Below are 21,105 nucleotides of genomic sequence, written 5' to 3' on the forward strand. Positions count from 1 at the left end.
TAAAAGGCCTAAAGTGTTCTACAGAGAAAACAGGTGTCGGAGAGAAGATGTGTGCGTTGAAGATTTGATGGTGACTAAAGAAGAACTCTTTGGGGTTGTTAGCGGTCAGCAAGACTTAGCGAATTAGCTTATATTAACAGGTCGTGTTGTTTTCATCGGAAAAGTTTAACGTTGCACAATCGGACACTTTGGTAGGCTATGTTCATTTTCCTTGGTGTGGTTTAACAAACCACACCTTCTAAAGCCTTATCGTCTCTCGCTTTCTAAGTACTTAATGGCCCCTCTAATTGCGGCCACTTGTCCCGCGATACAGTTTTCTGGTGTTGCGTTTTGACCATCAGGGTAAACTTCTGTGGTTGTTACAAAAGCGGCATTGGTCATACCCATACATAAACCTAGCGCAGTGCCATCATAATTAATTACACCGTGCTGCTCTATATCAACACCGATTAATTGCCCATTTTCATCAGCATCTGCAATTTGGGTTACCTCAGCCACCTCTTCGATAATACGTTTTTGGAATTTAGCTTCCGGTTTTTGAGTATGTCCGACTAAATAGAAACCGTCAGGTATATTCCAATTGTGATTCTCTTTACCATCTCTTGCTGCCAATGCCGGGCGGAATTCAGAATTATCAGAATCTGTGGTTTCGTGTAAATCAACATGACACAGAATATCTGCTGCTTTCTTATTGACAAAGTCCATTGCTGATCGAGATTCAGGTGCTGGACTATTTGCATAAAAAGAGCGGTTAGGGTCAATGGCTTCTGGATTCCAGCGGTTTATCGTCTCATAGCCCCAAGGACTTAAGCAAGGCAAGATTATGAAATTATAAGCCTGTTCATATTGTTGTGCTTCTGATTTTGCAAAAGCGAGCGCACCATGTACACCGCTTGTTTCATAGCCATGCACGCCACCGGTAACGAGTATGGTTGGTTTGTTTTGCTGCCAGTTTTTTGTTGTTAATGCAAATAGAGAATAAGTTTGGTTGGGGTAGTCAAGCTGACCATACTCGGTGACGTCAAAAACGTGCTTGAGCGCTTCTATTTGAGTTTTTACTTCTTCAGAGTATGAACGTTTGATAGATTGGCTTTCTAACCACAATGTTTTTTCTTTGGAAGTCCAAGGTACGCCGGGCGTACCTATAGCATATTGTCTTTGCATAATAACCTCATTGTAAATTTAGGTTATCTTACTCAATGCCTCGTTTTGAAAGCAACTTTATACGGCCTACTACACACCAATAAGCTTGGGATTAAGTATATCCAAGTAGTTTAAGGCTATGCTGTTGCGCAAGATTGGGTTTGAAAGACCAAATTCTAAGTACACCGCTTGTCAGATAAAGTTTGGTATAACTAAACCAAAGTAATCGTTCTACGGAGATTTTTTCCACTTCTTCTGCTGGAATATAGTGTTTTTGGCCTAACAGACTGTGATAAACCACGCCTTGATTGCAAATGATTACTCGGCTTTGACCACTGAATATTGCCCATAACCCTGTAACAATATAAAACATGATTGCTGCAGATAGCGTTAATTGGACAAAAGAAACCATGCTGATCTTTTCTGACACGATTAAGGCATCTAGAACAAGTAAGGTAAGCGCTATAATAGAAAGGGAAATGAAAAATGATAAGTTCATTCCTAGTTTTAACTCTTTCATTGTTGTTCCTATTTTCTTTGATTGATTCTGAGAGTGTGCAAATTATTTCAACAAAATGAATCAATTGTGGAGGTAATGATCTTTTCTTACTAAATCAAACTTTGTAATTGATATTTTCTCTAAAGGCTGCTTCTTTAGTCGTATATATTAGAGGTGTAGGTTCGCAGACATAACGCCTTTTAGCGATAGAGATAATAATGTTGGCAGTGTTTGGGAGCTTTTTAATTGTGAAAAGTGAAATGTAATGAGTGGCTCCTCCTTATTTTTCGACTTTTTACGGCCTACGGAGCGTGGTGTAATTGAACTTGCACTTTTTTAATATGACAAATGGAAAAAGTTAGCATATGTTTAAATCTTAGCGTTTTTTGTTCCGTCTTGAAATATCTGTGATCTTGTCTTGCAGAAAAGGGTTAAGGAAGAATTATGAAATTTGAACAGCTACTCAATCACTTTGACACAGGTATTTGTGTCGATCAGATGCAAAAAGAAGCCCTAATTGATATCGCATTACTCTTTATTGGTGTTGATGGCGTCATCAGTGAAAGTGAAAAACATGTTGTGAGAAAGTGGGCAAAAAGTCTGCAGTGGAATTCTGCAATCGCATTAGACGATTACATAGAAGATAGCCTTTCAAAATCTGTTGTAGCGATAAAAAATAATGACATTGAAGCTTATGTGCAACACCGCATGAATAATATTATCGACGAGCCGATGCGTAACCTTGCTAAGGATTTGGCCGTGCGTGTTATTGAAGCCGATGGTAATGTGAAACAGGCAGAAAAGGACGCACTTGCCATTCTTGAGGCCGAACTATAATACTGTCTTTAGCTGCAAGGTCAGTGGATCCAAGGTATCCAATTAAATACTGAGATCCACTGATATCTCAGTGTCTTTTTGGCTTTGAACTACGCACATAATAAGTCGTGTTCTATTAGGTTTTCTTATGTTTGAGAAAACTGTTGAATTAGGCGTGTTTGTTGCTCAATTTGACTTAGCAACTCTTGACTTAAAGCAAACGATTGCTCGCCATGTTCAGTGCCTTTTTCTGCCAGCATTGTTACGCTCTCCACATTGAGGCTTATCTGCTTTACCACACCGCTTTGTTGTTCAATGGCTGCAGCAACACTGCGATTTAAATCGGCTAAATGCATGACATGGCTTTGAATGGTATCAAGGCTTGAACCGTTATTTTTTGCAAGGTCAACACTGTGATTTGATAGACTATTACTTTTTTGCACTGACTCAACAGCGGAGCTGGAAATATCATTTAGCTCTTTAAGTAATTGCGTAATTTCTTCTGTGGAAGTTTGTGTGCGCTGTGCAAGTGTGCGAACTTCATCTGCGACAACGGAGAATCCTCGGCCATGATCGCCCGCTCGGGCGGCTTCAATTGCGGCATTTAACGCAAGCAAGTTGGTTTGATCGGCAATAGAGTTGATAACACTCAGAATATTTTGAATGCGGTCATTTCCCGAGACTAAGCGATTTACGGCACTGTTCACTTCCATTAAATGCTCATCAAGATAGTGAATAGAATCAATAACATCCTTTACTGCGGCTTTCCCAAGCCCAGCCTGATGCTCTGAATTATTGGCTGCATCTGCAGCATGGTTTACGTTTTCTGAGAGTTCATCAATTGTTTGTGAAAATTCGTCCATGCAAGCGACCATTTCTTTTGCCTCGCTTGTTTGCTGTTTTAGTAACTCAGCAACAAATTGACCGCTTTGTGTGGTAAGTTTTGCATTTTCACTGACTTGAATGGATACATCGTTCACTCGGCCTACTACCGCAGAAATTTTCGCCTTTTGCATTTCGAATGCCAGTGTAATATCGGCAACTCGGTCTCGAGATTGACCGTATATCACAGACATTAGATCATTATCAAAAATCGCTTTGGCTTGTGTGAGCAAAGCTTTATATTTAGATCGAAAACGTGCGGTCAACACAATCGTGAAGCATAACAGAGTCAATGGTAGCAGGGTAAACCAATGGTTGTTTAATACTGATGCTAGAGGCAAAGTTATCGCGACGAAAAGCAATAACATAAATGAAAGGCGAGTGCTGTCATAGCGGCTCGTTTTTTGTTGGCTATCAAGAGTGCGATAAGCATTTTCTGCGCGTTTAATTACGGAGGAAGAAGGGCAAGTTCTTACAGATTGGTATTCAACTATGTTGCCTCGCTCGTCTTTAATTGGAGTGACGAAAGCGTTTACCCAATAGTAATCCCCATTTTTGGTTAAGTTTTTAACAGGCCCCATCCAAGATTGGCCGTTTTGAATGGTAGACCACATATTTCTAAATGCCGCTTTTGGCATATCCTGATTACGAACTAAGTTGTGAGGCTGACCAAGCATTTCTTCAATGCTAAAACCCGCGGTGTCACAAAATGACTGATTTGCGTATGTAATTCGACTATCCAGATCCGTTGTTGAAAGCAATACACTGTGCTTGTCTAACTTTATTTCCCTACCCATTATTTTTGACATTTGTTTTTTATCTCGGTAGCTAAAGACAAGGCGAAATATAAATCTAAGACTTTATAGTCAGAAGGTTTTTTTGACCGAACCGTGGTTTAATAAAAGGCTTGCTGACCAAGATCAGGTTTATCTATTGTTACCTTAGCCGAGATTAATTTGATTGTGATACATCAATAAATTCAACCAGCTTTCATGTTATTGAGTGTAATTAAAGGTGGTATGGAATTCGCTTTAGTTACAATCATTAAGCTGAAATTGCGTTAATGTCGGCAGATTTTTCTTAGCTGATTTACTCGGTCGGTAATTTCTACTTATGTTTGTAATAAAATAGGGGGAGCCACCAGTGAAAAATGCGACACTTTACCGAATGCATACCTCATCGCACATTTGTCCTTTTGGTCTCCGGGCTAAGGATTTGCTTTCACGAGAGGGCTTTTATGTAGACGACAGAGTGCTCAAGTCAAGGGAACAGACGGATGAATTTAAAGCCACTCATAACGTTGACACTACACCACAAATATTTATTAACGATCAACATATTGGCGGCTATGAAGCGCTACGCCGATATCTAGGCAAGCCGTCACATAAGGAAAAGAAAAACGTATACTGGCCGGTACTTTCAATATTTTTAGTCGCGCTGCTGGTCACATTCGCGACACAATTTCCTGTCGATAATCTTGTAGAATGGATAATGCCCTTTATTGGGTTTTCCATGCTGTTACTCGCGGTACAAAAGATACGGGATGTTCATAGCTTTACAAACTCCTTTATCACTTACGACTTGTTAGCGATGCGCCATCTAAAATACGCGTATGCTTACCCCTACTTAGAGTTATATGCCGGCGTTTGCATGTTAACAACGTTGTCTGCCATTTATTATGCGCCAGTGGCAATATTCATAGGGCTTATAGGCGCAATCTCGGTGTTTAAGGCCGTATATATTGATAAAAGAGCGCTCAAATGTGCATGCGTTGGTGGTGACACTGATGTGCCTTTAGGCTTTATATCATTAACAGAAAATGTGGTTATGTTTAGCGCTGGAGCACTTATGTTGTACAGCTATTTCTGATTTATCCTGAGGCTCGGGTAAGGTACGAGCTGGTTGATTACTTTTAAAACTTCCGTAAATTAGCAGGCAGCATAGTGCTACCTGCCAAATTTTAAGAGAAGAAACCGCTGACTATTGGCTTATGGCTTTCAACCATTTTTTGACCGTTACACCAAACGCTATGTGGCGTTAGCGTGTTTGCGTCGAGCAAAACAAGGTCGGCATCACTACCGACAGAGATCTCACCTTTATTTAATCCTAAAATCCTCGCTGGATTGGACGTAATCGATTGCAGAGCTAAGTCAAGCGGCACATTAAATTGCTGTACCGCTTGCTGGAACGCCCCAAGCAGCGAAGACTCTGAACCCACTTCAAATCCAACTAAATGATTTTGTTCATTATAAATTGGTAAGCTTGCATGTCCATCGGAGCTCATGGTCAGTTGTTGCGAGTTCACGCCTTTGTCTAAGCAATATGCCAACGCCTCGGCTGCTGCTAGTTCACCATTAGCTAAGTCGTACTCGGTGGTACTAGTGGTAAAGTCGATGGTTCCGCCAGCTTTGCAAAATGCAATCCCCGCAGTTAGCAATTCGGCATTTCGATTCATATGAGTTGGGTAAAACTGACTGAGCGGTATTTCACTAGATTGTGCTACTTCATGGAGAAGTTGTAAGTGCTCAACACCTGTTCCAACATGAATAGAGACGGTACCACGTTTACCACTCAATAGGCCTGCAGTTCTCGCTTCTGCTGCTATGGTTGTAAGCTCTTTTACCGAAGGCTGCGTACCTCGATGATCGGCGATTGCAACTTCTCCAACACCGATAAATTCATCAATATACATAATGTCATGGCGGATACTTTGACCGAGCGTTTTTATTGGCAAGTGGTAAGAGCCTGTATGGCAAAAGGCGTTCAACCCCTCCTGTTTTAGTCCTTTCGCTTTAGCAACTAGATCGGTATGTGTTCGGCTGACATCATCGGTGCCAAGTGCGCCAATGACAGTCGTGATCCCATATAGCGTTGCATCAGTGAGGTTCATTTGCGGTGTGCGGCTCGCAAAACCGGCTTCGCCACCACCGCCACTAAAGTGCACTAAAGAGTCGACAAATCCGGGGGTTAATATAAATCCCTGTCCGTCAACGATAGCGAACTCCAAGTTGCTGTTTATTTCGATATCCTCCTCGATTGCGAGGATTGTTTTCCCTGCAAAAAGGACATCACGCTTTCCGAGCTTTTTAGGCGTAAAAAGCTCAACATTTTTAATAAGTGTTAGCATAAATTTATTGATAATTTGTTAAGTGAGCAAATATGGTGACCACACTTGCTAATGTGAAAAGAAGTAGCATAAAGCGCCAAATAAACTGCGCCCAATCGTTCCAAGAAAGTTTAACAACCCCTAAGCAGCCAATTAGGCTCGCTGAGGTTGGGATAATGATGTTGCTCAGTCCATCTCCTAGCTGAAAAGCCAGTACAGAAGTTTGTCGAGAAACACCAATTAAATCTGAAAGGGGTGCCATAATAGGCATAGTAATAGCTGCTTGTCCGGATCCCGAAGAAACAAAGAAGTTGAATAAAGATTGGAATACATACATAAACCAAGCTGCCAACGCATCTGGGACTTGGGTTATTAAGATAGCCGCATAATAAAGCACAGTATTTAAGATTGAAGGTGTTTGGAGATCGCTCCCGCCTAGTAATAGTACAAGCCCCTTGGCGAGACCAACTAGCAAGGCTGCAGGCAGCAGATCTGCGCTTCCTGTTTTGAATGCTGCCATTGATTGACTAATAGATTGGCGTCCTCCCAATTTAGCTATCAGGGCGATGACCAGCCCCAGCACAAAAAACTGAGTGGCAAGTTCAGGGATGTAGTATCCTTTTGCAGTCACACCGTAAATGACCCAAATAATTACCATGAAAAATGCAAGCAATAACGCCTTATCAACAAGTTGTAGCTCCGTGGGCGAAGTACTTGCCATGATATCCTCACGATTTTTACGTACTTTCGCAGCGTAGCGTACCGTAAAAGCCAGCCCGACGAATGTGAATAGGATAGTGAGAGCAACCCTAAACTCAGCGCCTGAGAACACCGGTAACTGGGCGATACTTTGCGCAATGGCAATACTAAAGGGGTTCATGGGGGAAGTAGCAAACCCGATTTGCGTTGCGACATAAGTCACAAGCACGGTAACTTGGGCGTTATAGCCAAGCCTCATCATGATAGGGTAAAGCACAATACAAAATGCGATAGCCTCTTCACCCATGCCGAATATGGCACCACCCAAAGCAAAGGTGATGAACAGACTAGGGGTAAATAGCCAATCAATCCTTTGTGTAGAATTGATCAGCGCCATAATGCCATTGTCTATTGCTTTGGTCTGCATTAATACGCCAAATGCACCACCTGTTATTAGGATAAAAGCGATAACCCCAATAGCGGCTCCATTTCTGTCGCCACTCACGAGCCCCTCAAATAGCACGTTGAACAATCCTGCTTCACCTTGAGTGGCAAACAAAGGTAAAGGTGCGGGTGTTTGTGCTTGTGAAAACTGTGAAAGTGCAACGGTATCATTAGTTCCTGCTAGCTCGAACGAGCCGGGCAAAATAAAGTGTGACACCGCATAGCACAGCCCTGCAATCACCAGCAAAATAACGAATGCGTCAGGCATTTTTATAGTTTTTTGCATATAAAGAACGAAAATGGGGTTACCCCCATTTCTCCATTAGAACTGGTAAGTTAATCCGAGAGTATAGTTGGTGCCTAACGCATTGTGATTGATTGAGTCGAAACCTCGCGATGAGCCATAAACCACAGGCGGCTTTTTATCGAAAAGATTATCAATACTGAGCCTCACTTTTAGGTGCTCTGAGAACTCATAACCCGCACTAACATCAACCACTGTCCAGCTATCAACATCTCGTTTCCCTTCGCTATCGAGTTGCCCAAGTTCAGCTAACTCGTCGATTTCTCGACCACGTAGCCCTTCGATGTCATCCTCATAACTGTCAGTATAGTTTGCACCCAGCGAGACATAAAAATTATCAGCGTTATAAGTCACTGAAACTCTGCCTATATTTTCAGGGTATCTGAAGGTACCAACAAGTTCTTCACTTTGATCAGAGCCTGGTTTATTGCGTTCGTATTCAAGGTAATGAGTTGCATCCAGTTTCACGATTAAGTCAGCGTTATCAAATCTAAATCTATGATCAAATTTAATGTCCAACCCAGCGATATCTTGGCTACCTGTGTTCTCTAATTGAATAACATGATCGCGATATAGTTGTAGGCTTTGAGCGCGAGAGTCAAATTCATTGATATAAGCCGCCAAAATTTCGCTTAGATCAGCGCCGCTTTGATCTATGCTCAAACCTTGTGTATCGGTTACGCTACAAACATTTTCATCATACGAAATACCCATCAGACCATCAGGTACAAGGCCACAATGACGCAACGACGGATCGGTAATCGCACGACTGAGTACAGCGGTCATATTTGTATCAATAACGTCGGTATATTCAAACTGCCAGTAATCAATCGCGATAGTGGTATCTCGAGTTGGACTCCAGGCTAAACCTAGAGAAATAGATTCAGACTCTTCTGCGTTAAGTTGGCTGTTACCAAGCTCTAAGGAGTTAACCGTAACTTGCGTGCCATCACCCTCACAATACAGATCGGCGACAGCTTGATTCGCGCCGCAATCGAAGGTTGAAGTCGTTGTTCTCAGCTTTACCCCCGCCTGCGTTAAAGAAGGGGCTCTAAAAGAAGTAGACCAACCGGCTCGTAACATTAGGGCATCAGTAGGACGATAGCTTATGCCGATTTTTGGATTAAAAGTTGAGCCAAAGTCGTCAAAGTGGTCATATCGTCCAGCCACCTGCATTTCTACGGTTTCTGTTACTGGAATGTATAGCTCTACAAATGCACCTAGCTGCGTTCTTTTTGCGTCCGCGATGCTAGAGCCATAACCAAATACATCAACTAAGTAATCGTTGGCAGCGTCTGCAACCGCATCATTTGAAGGGGTGTCCGACAGCTCTTCTTTTCGTGCTTCGAGACCAAACGAGGACTGTACCGCGATATCTTGCCAAGAAAAGAGCTCACCCGATACAGTAAAATCCCAGCTGTAAATACGGCTTGTACCTTCTCGGGTCGGGCGTGCTTTGGTAAGTGCAAGTGTTGCATCGTTAGTGGCATTGCCTACTAAGAATGGGTTATAAAAGTCGAGCAGGTTACTATTAGCACAGCTTAACTGGCCGTCGTTAATGCTGGCAATGTTCCCATCACCACATAGCTCCCCGGCCAAAGCGGCATGAAACTTATAACGATTGTATACCCCATCGGTGGCCACCTGATCTGATTTAGATTCAGAGAACATAATCCCAGATACCCAATCCCATTCGCCTAGCTGCCCTTCTAGGCTCGAAACCAATCGCATATTTTGGCTTTCGACTTCAATGGTGCGTGGTGAGGTAAAGCGAGCATCAAACTGAAACCCCCATTGCTCCTGTCCAAGTTGTGTGTCGAATGGGTCGATGTAAAGTGAATTAAGTAGCGAGTTGTTACCGCTTGCGTCGCTATAAATGAAGAGGGCACCCTCTCTCACCCAAGGGCCTTCACTGTCATCAATCTGATTGATTGCGGCTGGGGTTGAATAAGCCGTCGATTTTGTTTTACTGATAAAAAATTCAGTTTTCCAAGTTAACTCGCCAACCTGTTGATTGAACATCGCACCACCAGACACACTCTCAAATGGAGTGCTCAGCACATCATCTTGATTACCATAGTAAGCACAGATCTGCTCCCCATACTCAGTGGTGATCAGCTGGCTCATACAGCCAGGTGCTGGAAGCTCATTACCGTCGCGACTGCTGTAATAATAAATATTAGGCGTATTGTTGAGTTTAGGAAGATAAGAATATCCGTTAACTAAGTTGGGTGTTGCTAAGAAGTCTCTATCTGTTGCGTTAAATTGGTTTCGGTCGTAAAAATCTGCAAACAACATAAGGCTGCCATTACCAACTTCAGTTCCCCAAATTAGATTGACTTGTGTTTTGCCCTCATCAGAGCTTTCAAGACTGTTACCATAGCTAACCTCAAGTTCTGCACCATCGTAATTGTCTTTAAGAATATAGTTAATCACACCCGCAACGGCGTCGGCTCCATAGATTGCGGATGCCCCAGTCGCTAGGATCTCAACTCGTTCGATTGCCGCTAAGGGGATGGCGTTTACATCAACAAAGTTTTGTGTGCCCGCCGCAAAAGAGCTTGGCGCGACACGACGACCATTGATCAAGGTTAACGTCGCTGAAGGACCCATGCCTCGTAAACTGGCTGCTGCTTGCCCCGCGGGTGTTGAGGTTGATGTACTGCCACTCTCGCTTGTGGAGAATGTGCCAGAGCCACCTTTTAATTGAGGAAGGTCTTGAAGTAACTCGAAAATTGAGGAAGCACCTGAGCGGTCTATGTCTTCTGAGCTTAAGATAGTAACGGGCTGTGTGCCTTCTAAATCAACGCCTTTTATGCGAGAGCCCGTGACCTCAATTCTTTCAACGGCTTTTACGTTTTGATCTGTTTGTTCTTCTGCATGAGTATTAAAACTTGAAGCAGCCAAGGCTGCTGAAATTGCTACGAATAGTTTGTTGTACATTACTTCACCTACTTTCTGTTGATGAGCGGCTTAGTACAGGCGAATGGCGGTGCTGTAGAATTTATTTGTTGTGTTTATTGCTCTACCGAGTTGAAACTTCGCAATCGTTTGTGCTTAAAAAGCGTTAAAAACAATAGGTCAGTTTCAATTAGACAGATAAAAACCACGCCACTACGAAAAATAATCGCGATAGTATGCCTTAAGTCAGCCGTTTAATTTTTATAGAAATCAAGAGGTGGGGTTGCAATTAATAGACAACGCCACGGCTTTACACCGTGTGTCTACTCGTCGAACCACTCAGAAAGGTAGTGAGGTGAGTAGAAGTAGCAAACAAATTTGAACGCATTCTTCAACATATTTTCATCTCGTGTTTTTTGACAATGCAAACCAGCGTATGCTAGCTTGCGCTTCGCAATGTTCATTAAAATTTATAGCACAAGCGTTTTTGTGCTGACAAGTCGTTTTTAACAAATTTGTTTGGAATTTATCATGAATGTTGTGTTTTTTATAACCACAGTGTTAACTGTGGGTACGCTTTTCTTCAGCTTAACCTCTTCTGCGCAAACACTTTATTTGATTGGCGGGGCACTCAAAACTTGCTCTAGTATGGCTACAAAAAACTGTGCAGAAAATGTCGAATTTTCAGCGGCTGTGAAAACGCATTTGCTGTTTTCTGTTGATGAAAGGGCAATAAATAAATTCACTAAAGGTTGGCCAACTAACAATCGCGCGCACCTAAGGCGCACCCTTAAACTGCTTAAGAAATTACCATCGAACAAAGTTTTATCTAAACTACAGCTTGCGCAGCATGCGAAACAATTTGATGAAGGCTTATATCGCAGTTGGAGTGATAAAGAATATAACTTCTTCTTCGATATGCTTGAACTGCCCTTGTTGTATGAGCATAACCGCATACCTGAAATAGTTAATACTAACGGAAATAATGAGCCAGCGAGCACCGAAATCATAGAAGATATTGCTAAGCGCATTGGCAAGACAAAAACCAAAAGATTGCTGCTTGTCACTGCATCTTCTCGTGATCCTTATGAGTCTGCTGATTTCTATGAAGGACTATTTCAAAGCTACGATGTTAATGCTCAATGGTTCCCCCTTACTCCAGCATTAGCCGCAGCACTTAGTCGCGATGACTGTGAAAACCTAGATAGCTATCGTAACCAGCTCAATGGGGTTTATAATCGTGAAGTCATTTATCCGGATAGAACATTAACCGAATATAATCTTTGCCAGCAAGGGATTGAGAAAGTGAAACAGCAGTTGGTAATTGCGGATGCGGTCATGTTTAACGGCGGTGATCAATCACTCACTAAGCTAGTTATGTATGCTACCGATAAGCAAACGCCTTATCCTTGGACTAAAGTTCTAAAGGAGATACCAATAATTATCGGTACGAGTGCCGGAACAGCGGTGCTGGCTGGCGGAAAAAATACCTTCGGTAATGTTCCAATGATCACCAATGGTAGCAGCATCGAAGCTATATTAAATGGTGCGATAAATGCCTCTGCTCCAGTACAACACTGCGAAAAGCATGGTGGGTGTGGCAAGCTAAATGCCGATGCATTAACTTATGATGCTACAGGTGGCTTAGGAGTCTTTTCCTTTGGCGTTTTAGATACGCATTTTAGTGAAAGAGGCAGAAGTTTTAGGCTTGCGGTGTTAGCACTAAAAAGCGGCCAAAAATTTGGTTTTGGTGTGGATGAAACCACAGCACTAAAATTTGAAAGTACTGAAGAGGAGTTCTCGGTACTTGGTAAGCAGGGCGTAGTCGTGATTGAAACTCATAAGCCACAGCATTTCTACTATTCGTTTTATCCTGCAGGCAGTGCGTTTTCAATGTCCAAGCTACATTCAAAGGATAAAAGCGACAGTAATGTGGTGAACAACACAAAAGGCAAACGTCTAGTTGAAAATTTAGTCGAAGACAATGCGCTCCGTGAAGTGACACAGCTTATGTGTTTAGAGCACCTTAGTGAAGTGGAAGCCTCACAGGTAGACCTGCCAAACATTCATATTGAACGAACCAACCAGAGTCGCTGTGACAGGGTGGTCAATGGGAAATTCCGAGTCAAAAACATAAGCGTAAAATGGCATGAAAAGTAGTGTAACCTAAACCTTAAATGAGGCGGGTATTCATCGCGAAAATGCCTTGAAGCAAATTACAAAGTGAATTAAACGGCTACCAACTGGTAGCCATCATAATTAGCAGCCTAGTTGTGAGCTAAGACCGCCGACTCGACCCTCAATGTCGGTGGCTTTATAGCTTGGCAGGCTAGGTAGGATATTCAGGCCCGCTTTTTGTTCTACTTCGTCAATGGTTACTTCTGTTTTGCAGTAATCAAGATATCTACCAGAAGTTTGCTCCATGATAAAAGCAGAAGCCTTCACATTTGAGCCTGCTATTGTGACAACGACCTTAAAATAGCCTGACGGAATAGTGTGAGATTCATCAGCACCAGGCAAGGTAGCAAAGTAATATTCATACAAGGGACCCGTGAACACATAGGCATTTTCGCCTGTTCGCACTAAACTTCTCACTGCATTTTCTAATTTAACCCATGGGCCTTGATTAAGGTTTGATGATTGCGGGGTAATGTTCGAGAGGTAGTTAGTATCGCTCCAATTGGATGTATTGGAAAACGACGCCAAAGGCACTTGATGACCTCTATCTGTATGAATAGTTGCCCATGCATCGCTGTAGTCACTTGGCTCTAGCGTGTATCTACTTGCAATTTTAGGGTCTGATTTCCAACTCCTTGAACGGCTTGGTCCGTCAATTGTGCTTGGTGTGACTTTGTATGCTACCCAGTCCGCAAACTTTGTTGCGCGATTATTGCTAAGTACATATATAGGTCGCTCAACGATATCATTACTTGATGGTGTGCCAGTTGGGCAACCGTAGTTGCTACATATGTTGGTGTTTGCATTTGCAGTCGCGCTGACTGCAAGTATAAGTATTGCGAATTTCATTTTAATCCCGTGCTTAATTGAAAGTCACGCAATACTAGGTTGGCTATTTGTCAGTATTATTACTTTAATGTAAATATATTGTGTTTTTTGATCGCTGCTGTTAGTTGAGAACTACAGTGAAAGAGCAGATTTATAAGGCGTTATAGCTATAAATTATGTTAAAAGTCCCTCATTTTTATTTTACAAGTTAACTGGAAAATAGAGGCTAGGAGCAAAGTGATAATTTCAATTGTTGTCCACTATTAGCATTCTCACCTTCAACCCTTGTCGGCAAATTTCTCAGCTTATATTTGGGTACTCTGTATGGTTTTACATTACAGTTCTTGTTTGATCAGGAATTTTTCACCCAGTCTAGATAAGGTAGTAACGCATTTATCGATACAGAAATCGGTTGAGTTGGAAGAAGCGCGCAGGTTTTGAGCCTTAAAATAGTTACATGCTGACTTCTGCAGGATTAAACTTTTGATTTCAAAGTTCCCAAATCCATAAAGCTTTATTACTGCGTTGAAGAAAGTTGTGTAGTGGCCAATGCTTTTTGGCCATCACATTATAAATTCTCAGTATTGCAGTTCTTGCATAATAGTAGTGGTAACCATTGTTGTGCTGATCGTAGAAATTCTCCTTATAAACTATTTAACTTTATAGGAAAGTTACACCCGCATGCGTCAATGTGCCATGATCGTGTCTACTCTCACGCAAAGCGTTTTGCGGTATGCTTTTAAAAGGTCGCCTGGTCTAGCGAGCAATGCCAATATCATCTAAGATGATTGACATGTTTTGGCTTGGCGTAAAACTAATATTTAATATTATCTTATCAGTATTACTACTCTCTGCTATAAGTTCGATAGGAAAAACAACGGTCTGAAGTAATGGCTCTGTAGGTGGATAACTTACATCTTTGTTCTCCAGCTCTGAATAGTCTGAAGTTAACAGCGGGGAAATGCTTCCTGGGGAAGTAAAATTCTGATTAATTACGACGCCATACTTATTGAGAACTTCTATATTTATGTCAGACAACAGGTTATATGGGCTACATTCTCTGTTCTTTTCAGAGTCCAACACTGCTATTGCAAAAGTTAAAAACTTATCTTTCATCGTCAAGCCATCGATTGACGCTAATTTAACTTGAAAAGAAGTTTCAACTTGTTTCTTGAGTTTCAGAGCTAATACATTGTTTGGTGTATCTACGCCACCTCTTAATTGCTCCTTTACAATTGAAGGCATGCCCAATTGCTCCTGGCCATCAACCAAAACCTTATACCTTTTACGATCTGTATTGAGAATGTCAAAGTTCTCAATAACTTGAAAAGCTGAAGTTATATATCGAGAGACATAGATGTCCTTGGGAAGATCAAACTCTGAGATGGGAGGTCGTCTTAGTATATTTTCGTATTCTTTCTTCCCTAACAAAGTAAGATCAATAAAGGCAGATACAAAGACTTTGGTCAACTGCTCTTGCTGTTTAGGCGACAATAGCTTTTTATAAAATCTTTTGCTTCCTCCCCAATGAGTATCATTAGACATATCTTGATTAAAATTTATGTGGTTAGCTTTATATACGTAAATTGAATACTTTACATAGTCATTACCGTCATCAAATAACGTTCTTTGCCATTGCTGACTACCAAGAAACTGATAAACGTCAGCATCGTGCCCTCCTTGCAGTACTAAGTAATTAGTGTTTCTTAGAATGTTTTTGCCATTAGCATGTTGATATTGACCATCCATTGGGGCTAACGCAACTACCGATTTAATACCGAAACCAAACTCTGTAAGCTTATCGCTATTTGGTAAGGTTTTTAAATTATTGAATGTAGAGGCTAAGGAGACGGCTTCCCCTCCTCTAGACATACCAATTAATGCAATGTTTTCCAAATCAAGTTTGTTATAAAAAATGCTATCCTGTTTTCGATTCCAAGAACGCAGTAGCTTCAGGTGTTCCAACAATACCCAGCCACGAGCGCCGCTTTCTCCCATTAAGCCATTTAAATAAGTTTGATCTACCTGAACAACGACGTAACCGCGACTAGAAAACAACTCACCTAAATAATCAAAACCTGGGTCTGAATTGCCATGAACTAAAAGAATAACAGGCTTCTTCTCTGAAGTATCAGGAAACCAAACTTTACCATCTAGCGCTAAATTTGCGCTTTCAAATGTATGGTATGCGTCATATTTATAGCCCTGATTTTTGGAATAGTCAGCAAGAAAGCTTGGTAGCGTGATGGTAGGAGTAATTATGTCGGGCTCATCAATAGAGAATAAAAATGGCTTTTCCCCGTAGGTAATCACGTCAAATTTATACTTCCCTCTTTCGGCTGGGTTTGATAAGCCACTCTTTTGTGTTTTAGGAAAAATGTATTTATCTGAAACACACTGTAAAACCTCATGGGCAGTAGCTGAAAGGGAAATCGATAGAATGATGATAGATACTAAATGTGCAAGTAAACGTTTCATTATTATCCTTAACACTTTATTTACTGAGTTTTATGTTAACAATGTAGGAGTTGAGGCTTTAGACGCAAAAAATATAAAAAAGGTTTAAAGGTTTTGAAAATAGGACTAGTCAGCATCCTTTTTTCTGCGATTGCAATTATTCTGTGTACTAACTAATTCCTCTTCAAAATTAAGTTAGATCCAATGTCCATTTCTTGTAACTTGTAGTGATCAACTAATTCCTGACAGTGAACTAAGTTTTTCTTCTGCTACTGCTGGAGCTTGCATATCGTTATGACTGTGTGGCCTTCTCCAGTTGTAATAGTTCATAAAGTAAAAGCTAACGTATTGTTCAGCTTCTTTAAATATAGTGGAGTTTTGTTTTGGGTTGCTTCTCACAAAAAGATTCCTTCTAGTCGTTCAAGCTTCAGTTTCATTTAGACCTAAGAGCAATGCCACTCATTTGAGGTGCTATTAGGTGTCGTCCTATATATCCTCCCCTAAAAGGAGCTAAAAGGGCAAAATAATTTTATTGAAATATGGTGCAGCAAGTGTGCGACGAAACTAATGTGCGATAAGAATGATAGTAGATAGAGTTAACTTATTGAATAGGGTAAGGAAAAGCTGGTCGGCATAGCAGGATTTGAACCTGCGACCCCTGACACCCCATAGCTACTATAAATTACGCTTTAACAATCTGTTTTAATTAGATTTATTTCAAAATAAACTGTATATAAAAACAGTTTTTTTGTCTGTTCTGGTGCATTTTTTATGTCAGCTAAAACAATAAGTTAAGTTTTTAATTACCACCAATTATTGCCCGTTCAAATCAATTTTTCAGCCTCTTTCATTAGTTTATATTGCATCTCGAGAGTTTGATTTATGTTTCAATTTGTTTTATAGGTGTTAATATCTTGTTTGTTTTATCTGTTTGGAAATTCTTTAAGGAAAATTGAAAATGAAAAAACTACTTACTTTGGCCCTACTTATAGGTTCCACATCGTCATATGCAGGCAACATACGAGATATTCCATTACCTAATGCTGCAAATGTTTTGAGTTCAATGGGTTATACAGAGTTTGAGGTTAAAGAGATGGAGGCAAACCCTGATTCTATTTATTGGACTCAAGAAACTGGGTGGAAAGAGAGCACTGAAAGACTGCAAGAAGCCATGATGAAATTGGCGTCACCAGATGGTGAATGGGAAGGGTGGTATTTGAATGATGCAAATACAATAATCAACATGTGTAAAGCGTATGCTAGGGACGCAAGGCACTGTGTCGTTTTTGCAAGTACTGTGGGGTGCACTGAAAGTAGCTGTGGGAAGTATCACTATAAAAATAGCATTTTCGGAGTTGTAGGAGAGACTTATTCGAGTAAGGCTAAAGCGATTAAAGCGTGGGTAGATAAGTACAATAATGTTGATAATCTTCCCTATAAAGGGTGGTATGTTGCAAATGAAGGGAGCAGTGACTGGTATAGTTACTGTGAAAGCCCTAGAACGGGAGTCTGGCGTTATTCAAATTGCAGGGACGAAAATGGAGTGCTTAAAGATATAGAAATGCGTGATTTTTACAATGATCAAAAAGAGGCATACGATAATGGTGATGATGACGATAACCCTCGCCCAAGATTTAATTATTGCATGAGTGAAACAGATACTAATATTTGGGGGTATTGCCCAAACGGTTTAAATAATGCAAATACCTTTTATGCCAGAATTATGAGCGTTTTAAGATAAACTTTTGTCTCTGTCCATTAAAACTTTTTAAATTATACTGGTCAGAGCTCTTGATAAAGAGTATCAGGAGCTTTGACAAATTTATTAACTTTCATACCAGATCACTATGCACTTTTTACATTCAAATTAATGTGGGGAGCACTTTGCTATCGGTATGACACCAGAACAACGCCATCCACTTAGTAAGTGCTAAAAACGTCTAAAGATCATACTCATAACCTTTGACTGTTTCACTGGCAGGCTTACCACAGCTTTCACATCTAAAAATACTGTAGTTATATTCTACTGAAGGTAAATGTTCTGGATAATAGGCTTGTTTTCCGTCTTTACGATGATTACTCATTGAATCAGCACCTGTAGCAACTGTTATTTTCCTTCCACATGTACATGCTGAGTTGATTATTGCCATGCTTATGTTCCCCGAGTTCCAGTTACGCTGATTTATTTTGAATCAGCAATAAATCGTATTGCTGAATTGTCCAAACGACTGCGTAACAACACCACAAATAACGAGGAGTGTATTCATTATTGTCACACTCCCAAAAGTCGCTTAAATCAATACCATATTCGTTGTCGCTTTTGAAACTCCGATAAAACTCTACAGCGCCAAATTCATCTTCTTCTATGCTGTTTAGCTCGCTTCTGATCCACTCTTTTTGAGCTTCTGTTTCGCAGTAATCCAAAACATTCGTTTTGAATTTATCAAATGAAAAGGCTTTATAGCCACCATGGCGATCAACCGACACAAGCTTCTCAGACCAGTAATGAGCATTGATTCTTAGCTTTGAATCTCTAAAGAACTCAAACATATCTTGCACGCGAGAAAATGTGAATGAACCCATATCGCCGTAATAGAATAAAATCCCTGGGGAGGTAACAATGTTAAATGATTGACAAACAGTGCCAGGTTCACGCACTAATAAATGACGATACATACCATCATCCTTTATGACTGTCACTCTGTGTTGCTTAACGTCTTTTAAAAACTTTTCTGCTGTTAATTCCATCATTTATCTCCAAATTGAAATCCAATGTTTAATTTGCATTAGTACTTTTGACCGTTAATGAATGAGGTCTATATCACTAACTCCGCCAGCGGCACTTCCACCCAGTCTCTATGGTTCTCTGTATACACCTTGGTTGATTTAGCGTCTGTGTGCGCCATTCTCGCTTGTGGGTCTATGCCGGCTTGTGAATATAGGAAGGCGGATAGAGCGCGTATTTCATGAAAAGTAGGGCGCTTGGACTTGGGTAAGTGTTTGTATAAGCCTATTTTGTCTCTAATGTCGCTGAACTGCTTGCTTAAGTAAGACGGGTTAAACTGCGTAGCGTGGGTGCATTCTTGGCTGACTATGTTGTAGTTAGTAGCACGTTTGTGGACCACATAAGGCGAAAAGAACAGGTCTTTTTTGCTCATATCAATAATGTCTTTTATCGCTTGGCCAATGGGTATTGCAACGTGCGCAGCTTCTTTGTTTTTAACTTTTTGACGGTGAATGTATAACGTGCCGTAAACTTTACCGCCGTTTTGCATTTGTGGTTCTTTAAACCAAACGCACCCGCAGCGATTTGGCATTGGCTTACTCAGTTTGTATTCAATTCGTGATATTTCTAGCGCGGCATGGGTGGTTTGTAATGCCAAATCCATTGCTACTTTTATATTTAGTGGGGCAGCAGCATAAATACGTTTAAAGTCGTCGGGTGTTAACCTAACTCGCTGCTTTTCTTCTTTAGGTTTGGTTTTTTTGAGCTTGGCAGGGTTTTTTGTCATTAGCCCTTCGTCCATGGCATAGGCAAAGATTTTACCTAAAAACGAAATTTTGCGGTTTGTAACCTGGTTGCTAGCCCCGTCATGAAAGGTATATAAATACTCGTTTACATGCGTTAGTTCTATGTCTTTTGGGTGCGTCTCGGCGAAGAACTTTTTAGCTCGTTCTATATCATTCATGAGTGTTTTCATGGTGTCGTGTGCGGGCTTTTCCTCGTCGATTATCCTTGTTTGGATCTTATCTAAGTAAGCTGCTAGTGCTTCTTGTTTTGGTGCAGAGCGAGTAATAAGCGCCTCTATACCTTGTTTGTTCCCGCCACGCATACGCATATTGTACTCTTGCGCTATGGCGATAGCCTCAGCACGGTTATAGCCGAGCGATACCCGCTCACCATTTATCAGCTTAAATCTAAAGCCTTTTTTGGCATCGTGATAAAGGTGTGCGGGTAAGTCGCTATTTTTATAGTGTCTACGTTTAGGGCTCATCACTAGCAGCTCATTCTGATCAACTTATCAACGGCGTTTGACACGTTTTGAGACACCCCAAAACGCTGATCTTCAAACACATACATCTTTTTTCCAACGATACGCCCTTGGATCTCGCCGTTATCCATTAAGCGTCTAATAGTTTCTAGCGACGGTGCGCTACCTTCTACAAATTCGCGCGATAACCAGTCGCGTACTTTCATTAATTTGGGGGTCATAACAACTCCAGTTTTTCCTAAAGCTTTATAAAGTCATTTTCAGTTTTGGGTCATGCTGCTTCACTTTTCTTTACTAAGTTCCGCTCAAGTGGGGCGGCAAAAACAGCAATAGGGCCGTCGTCGGCTTCATGAATCGAGAGCAAAAATGCGCCGGGCGTATTACAGGTTGGATGCCAGCTATTGATGTTGGTGTTGCCTTGTTTGTAGTAGCTTTCTTCCTGTTCTACCGTGCAACTGTTTTCAAACTTGTCTAAACATAAGCGAAAGCCACGTGATAGTGCATAGTTATGGATTTCAATAAAGGTATTCCCGTCATCCCACATTGGCCAGTCAGGGTGAGACCAATACCCGTTTTCGTCCCGTTGTACTTCAACCGGCTTTAGCGGGTTGCTTGCTGGCAGGGCATTTATTAATGCACTGGTGTCTACGTTATTTTCTAATGCAAACTGGCGAATAGCCGACTCCATTTTATGTGACATATTGGCTAGCTCATACATCGCGCTCACCACCCAGCTGTGTGGCACAAATTGAGCTGCTTGTATTTCTGTTTTTGGTAAATAATCGTGTTCTTCTAACTGGCCTGCGCGCAGTGCAGCGTTGCTGATAATCTCTTTAATCATATTAGGTGTCATCGT

At 41.2% G+C, this 21,105-nt stretch carries 17 protein-coding genes; 4 read left to right on the forward strand and 13 right to left on the reverse strand.

The features are described 5' to 3' along the window. Nucleotides 1-246: 246 nt before the first annotated feature. The gene (locus CWC03_RS10675; RefSeq protein WP_138581907.1) at nt 247-1,164 is read right to left on the reverse strand and encodes a M14 family metallopeptidase; all 918 of its coding nucleotides are present in this window, start codon (nt 1,162-1,164) and stop codon (nt 247-249) included. A 91-nt stretch (nt 1,165-1,255) separates the two neighbouring features. Beyond that, nucleotides 1,256-1,663 carry a hypothetical protein gene (locus CWC03_RS10680; protein WP_138581908.1) on the reverse strand — a complete coding sequence of 136 codons (408 nt, stop codon included), beginning with the start codon at nt 1,661-1,663 and terminating at the stop codon, nt 1,256-1,258. Nucleotides 1,664-2,086: 423 nt separating this feature from the next. Between CWC03_RS10680 and CWC03_RS10685 the strand changes: the two genes are divergently transcribed. Beyond that, complete coding sequence (locus tag CWC03_RS10685; RefSeq protein ID WP_138581909.1) at nt 2,087-2,479, forward strand: tellurite resistance TerB family protein; 393 nt, start codon at nt 2,087-2,089, stop codon at nt 2,477-2,479. Between the two features lie 125 nt (nt 2,480-2,604). Here CWC03_RS10685 and CWC03_RS10690 read toward each other — a convergent pair whose 3' ends face one another. Further along, nucleotides 2,605-4,149 (reverse strand): methyl-accepting chemotaxis protein, encoded by a 1,545-nt coding sequence (locus tag CWC03_RS10690; RefSeq protein ID WP_249314004.1) that lies wholly within the window; start codon nt 4,147-4,149, stop codon nt 2,605-2,607. Between the two features lie 358 nt (nt 4,150-4,507). Between CWC03_RS10690 and CWC03_RS10695 the strand changes: the two genes are divergently transcribed. After that, nucleotides 4,508-5,209, forward strand: a complete 702-nt coding sequence (locus CWC03_RS10695; RefSeq protein ID WP_138581939.1) for a MauE/DoxX family redox-associated membrane protein — start codon at nt 4,508-4,510, stop codon at nt 5,207-5,209. Nucleotides 5,210-5,300: 91 nt separating this feature from the next. Here the strand turns inward: CWC03_RS10695 and iadA are convergent, their stop codons facing one another. The 3 genes from iadA to CWC03_RS10710 are packed head-to-tail and all read right to left on the reverse strand — an operon-like array spanning nt 5,301 to nt 10,836. Then, nucleotides 5,301-6,467: a beta-aspartyl-peptidase gene (iadA, locus tag CWC03_RS10700; RefSeq protein WP_138581910.1), complete on the reverse strand. Its 1,167-nt coding sequence runs from the start codon at nt 6,465-6,467 to the stop codon at nt 5,301-5,303. Nucleotides 6,468-6,471: 4 nt separating this feature from the next. Continuing rightward, nucleotides 6,472-7,875: a putative basic amino acid antiporter YfcC gene (gene yfcC / locus CWC03_RS10705; protein WP_138581911.1), complete on the reverse strand. Its 1,404-nt coding sequence runs from the start codon at nt 7,873-7,875 to the stop codon at nt 6,472-6,474. A gap of 36 nt (nt 7,876-7,911) precedes the next feature. Further along, on the reverse strand, nt 7,912-10,836 hold the full coding sequence (locus CWC03_RS10710) for a TonB-dependent receptor domain-containing protein (RefSeq protein WP_138581912.1): 2,925 nt from the start codon (nt 10,834-10,836) through the stop codon (nt 7,912-7,914). 489 nt (nt 10,837-11,325) lie between these two features. Between CWC03_RS10710 and CWC03_RS10715 the strand changes: the two genes are divergently transcribed. Further along, nucleotides 11,326-12,954, forward strand: coding sequence for a cyanophycinase (locus CWC03_RS10715; RefSeq protein ID WP_138581913.1), 1,629 nt, complete (start codon nt 11,326-11,328; stop codon nt 12,952-12,954). A 99-nt stretch (nt 12,955-13,053) separates the two neighbouring features. Here CWC03_RS10715 and CWC03_RS10720 read toward each other — a convergent pair whose 3' ends face one another. Further along, the gene (locus CWC03_RS10720; protein WP_138581914.1) at nt 13,054-13,821 is read right to left on the reverse strand and encodes a DNA/RNA non-specific endonuclease; all 768 of its coding nucleotides are present in this window, start codon (nt 13,819-13,821) and stop codon (nt 13,054-13,056) included. Nucleotides 13,822-14,556: 735 nt separating this feature from the next. Beyond that, nucleotides 14,557-16,278, reverse strand: coding sequence for an alpha/beta hydrolase (locus tag CWC03_RS23630; RefSeq protein ID WP_212748148.1), 1,722 nt, complete (start codon nt 16,276-16,278; stop codon nt 14,557-14,559). Between the two features lie 937 nt (nt 16,279-17,215). Here CWC03_RS23630 and CWC03_RS10730 point away from each other — a divergent pair. Next, nucleotides 17,216-17,998 (forward strand): hypothetical protein, encoded by a 783-nt coding sequence (locus tag CWC03_RS10730; RefSeq protein WP_138581915.1) that lies wholly within the window; start codon nt 17,216-17,218, stop codon nt 17,996-17,998. A gap of 199 nt (nt 17,999-18,197) precedes the next feature. On the opposite strand, the gene CWC03_RS10735 is transcribed toward CWC03_RS10730, so the two are convergent. From CWC03_RS10735 to CWC03_RS10755, 5 genes are all read right to left on the reverse strand, one after another. Next, nucleotides 18,198-18,407 carry a hypothetical protein gene (locus CWC03_RS10735; RefSeq protein ID WP_138581916.1) on the reverse strand — a complete coding sequence of 70 codons (210 nt, stop codon included), beginning with the start codon at nt 18,405-18,407 and terminating at the stop codon, nt 18,198-18,200. Nucleotides 18,408-18,429: 22 nt separating this feature from the next. Further along, nucleotides 18,430-19,008 (reverse strand): hypothetical protein, encoded by a 579-nt coding sequence (locus CWC03_RS10740; protein WP_138581917.1) that lies wholly within the window; start codon nt 19,006-19,008, stop codon nt 18,430-18,432. Between the two features lie 65 nt (nt 19,009-19,073). Beyond that, on the reverse strand, nt 19,074-20,252 hold the full coding sequence (locus tag CWC03_RS10745) for a tyrosine-type recombinase/integrase (RefSeq protein WP_138581918.1): 1,179 nt from the start codon (nt 20,250-20,252) through the stop codon (nt 19,074-19,076). Nucleotides 20,253-20,254: 2 nt separating this feature from the next. After that, on the reverse strand, nt 20,255-20,470 hold the full coding sequence (locus CWC03_RS10750) for a hypothetical protein (protein WP_138581919.1): 216 nt from the start codon (nt 20,468-20,470) through the stop codon (nt 20,255-20,257). A 50-nt stretch (nt 20,471-20,520) separates the two neighbouring features. Further along, nucleotides 20,521-21,102: a hypothetical protein gene (locus CWC03_RS10755; RefSeq protein ID WP_138581920.1), complete on the reverse strand. Its 582-nt coding sequence runs from the start codon at nt 21,100-21,102 to the stop codon at nt 20,521-20,523. Nucleotides 21,103-21,105: the final 3 nt, after the last annotated feature.

The organism is Pseudoalteromonas sp. S2755, assembly GCF_005886535.1.
GTDB lineage: Bacteria > Pseudomonadota > Gammaproteobacteria > Enterobacterales > Alteromonadaceae > Pseudoalteromonas.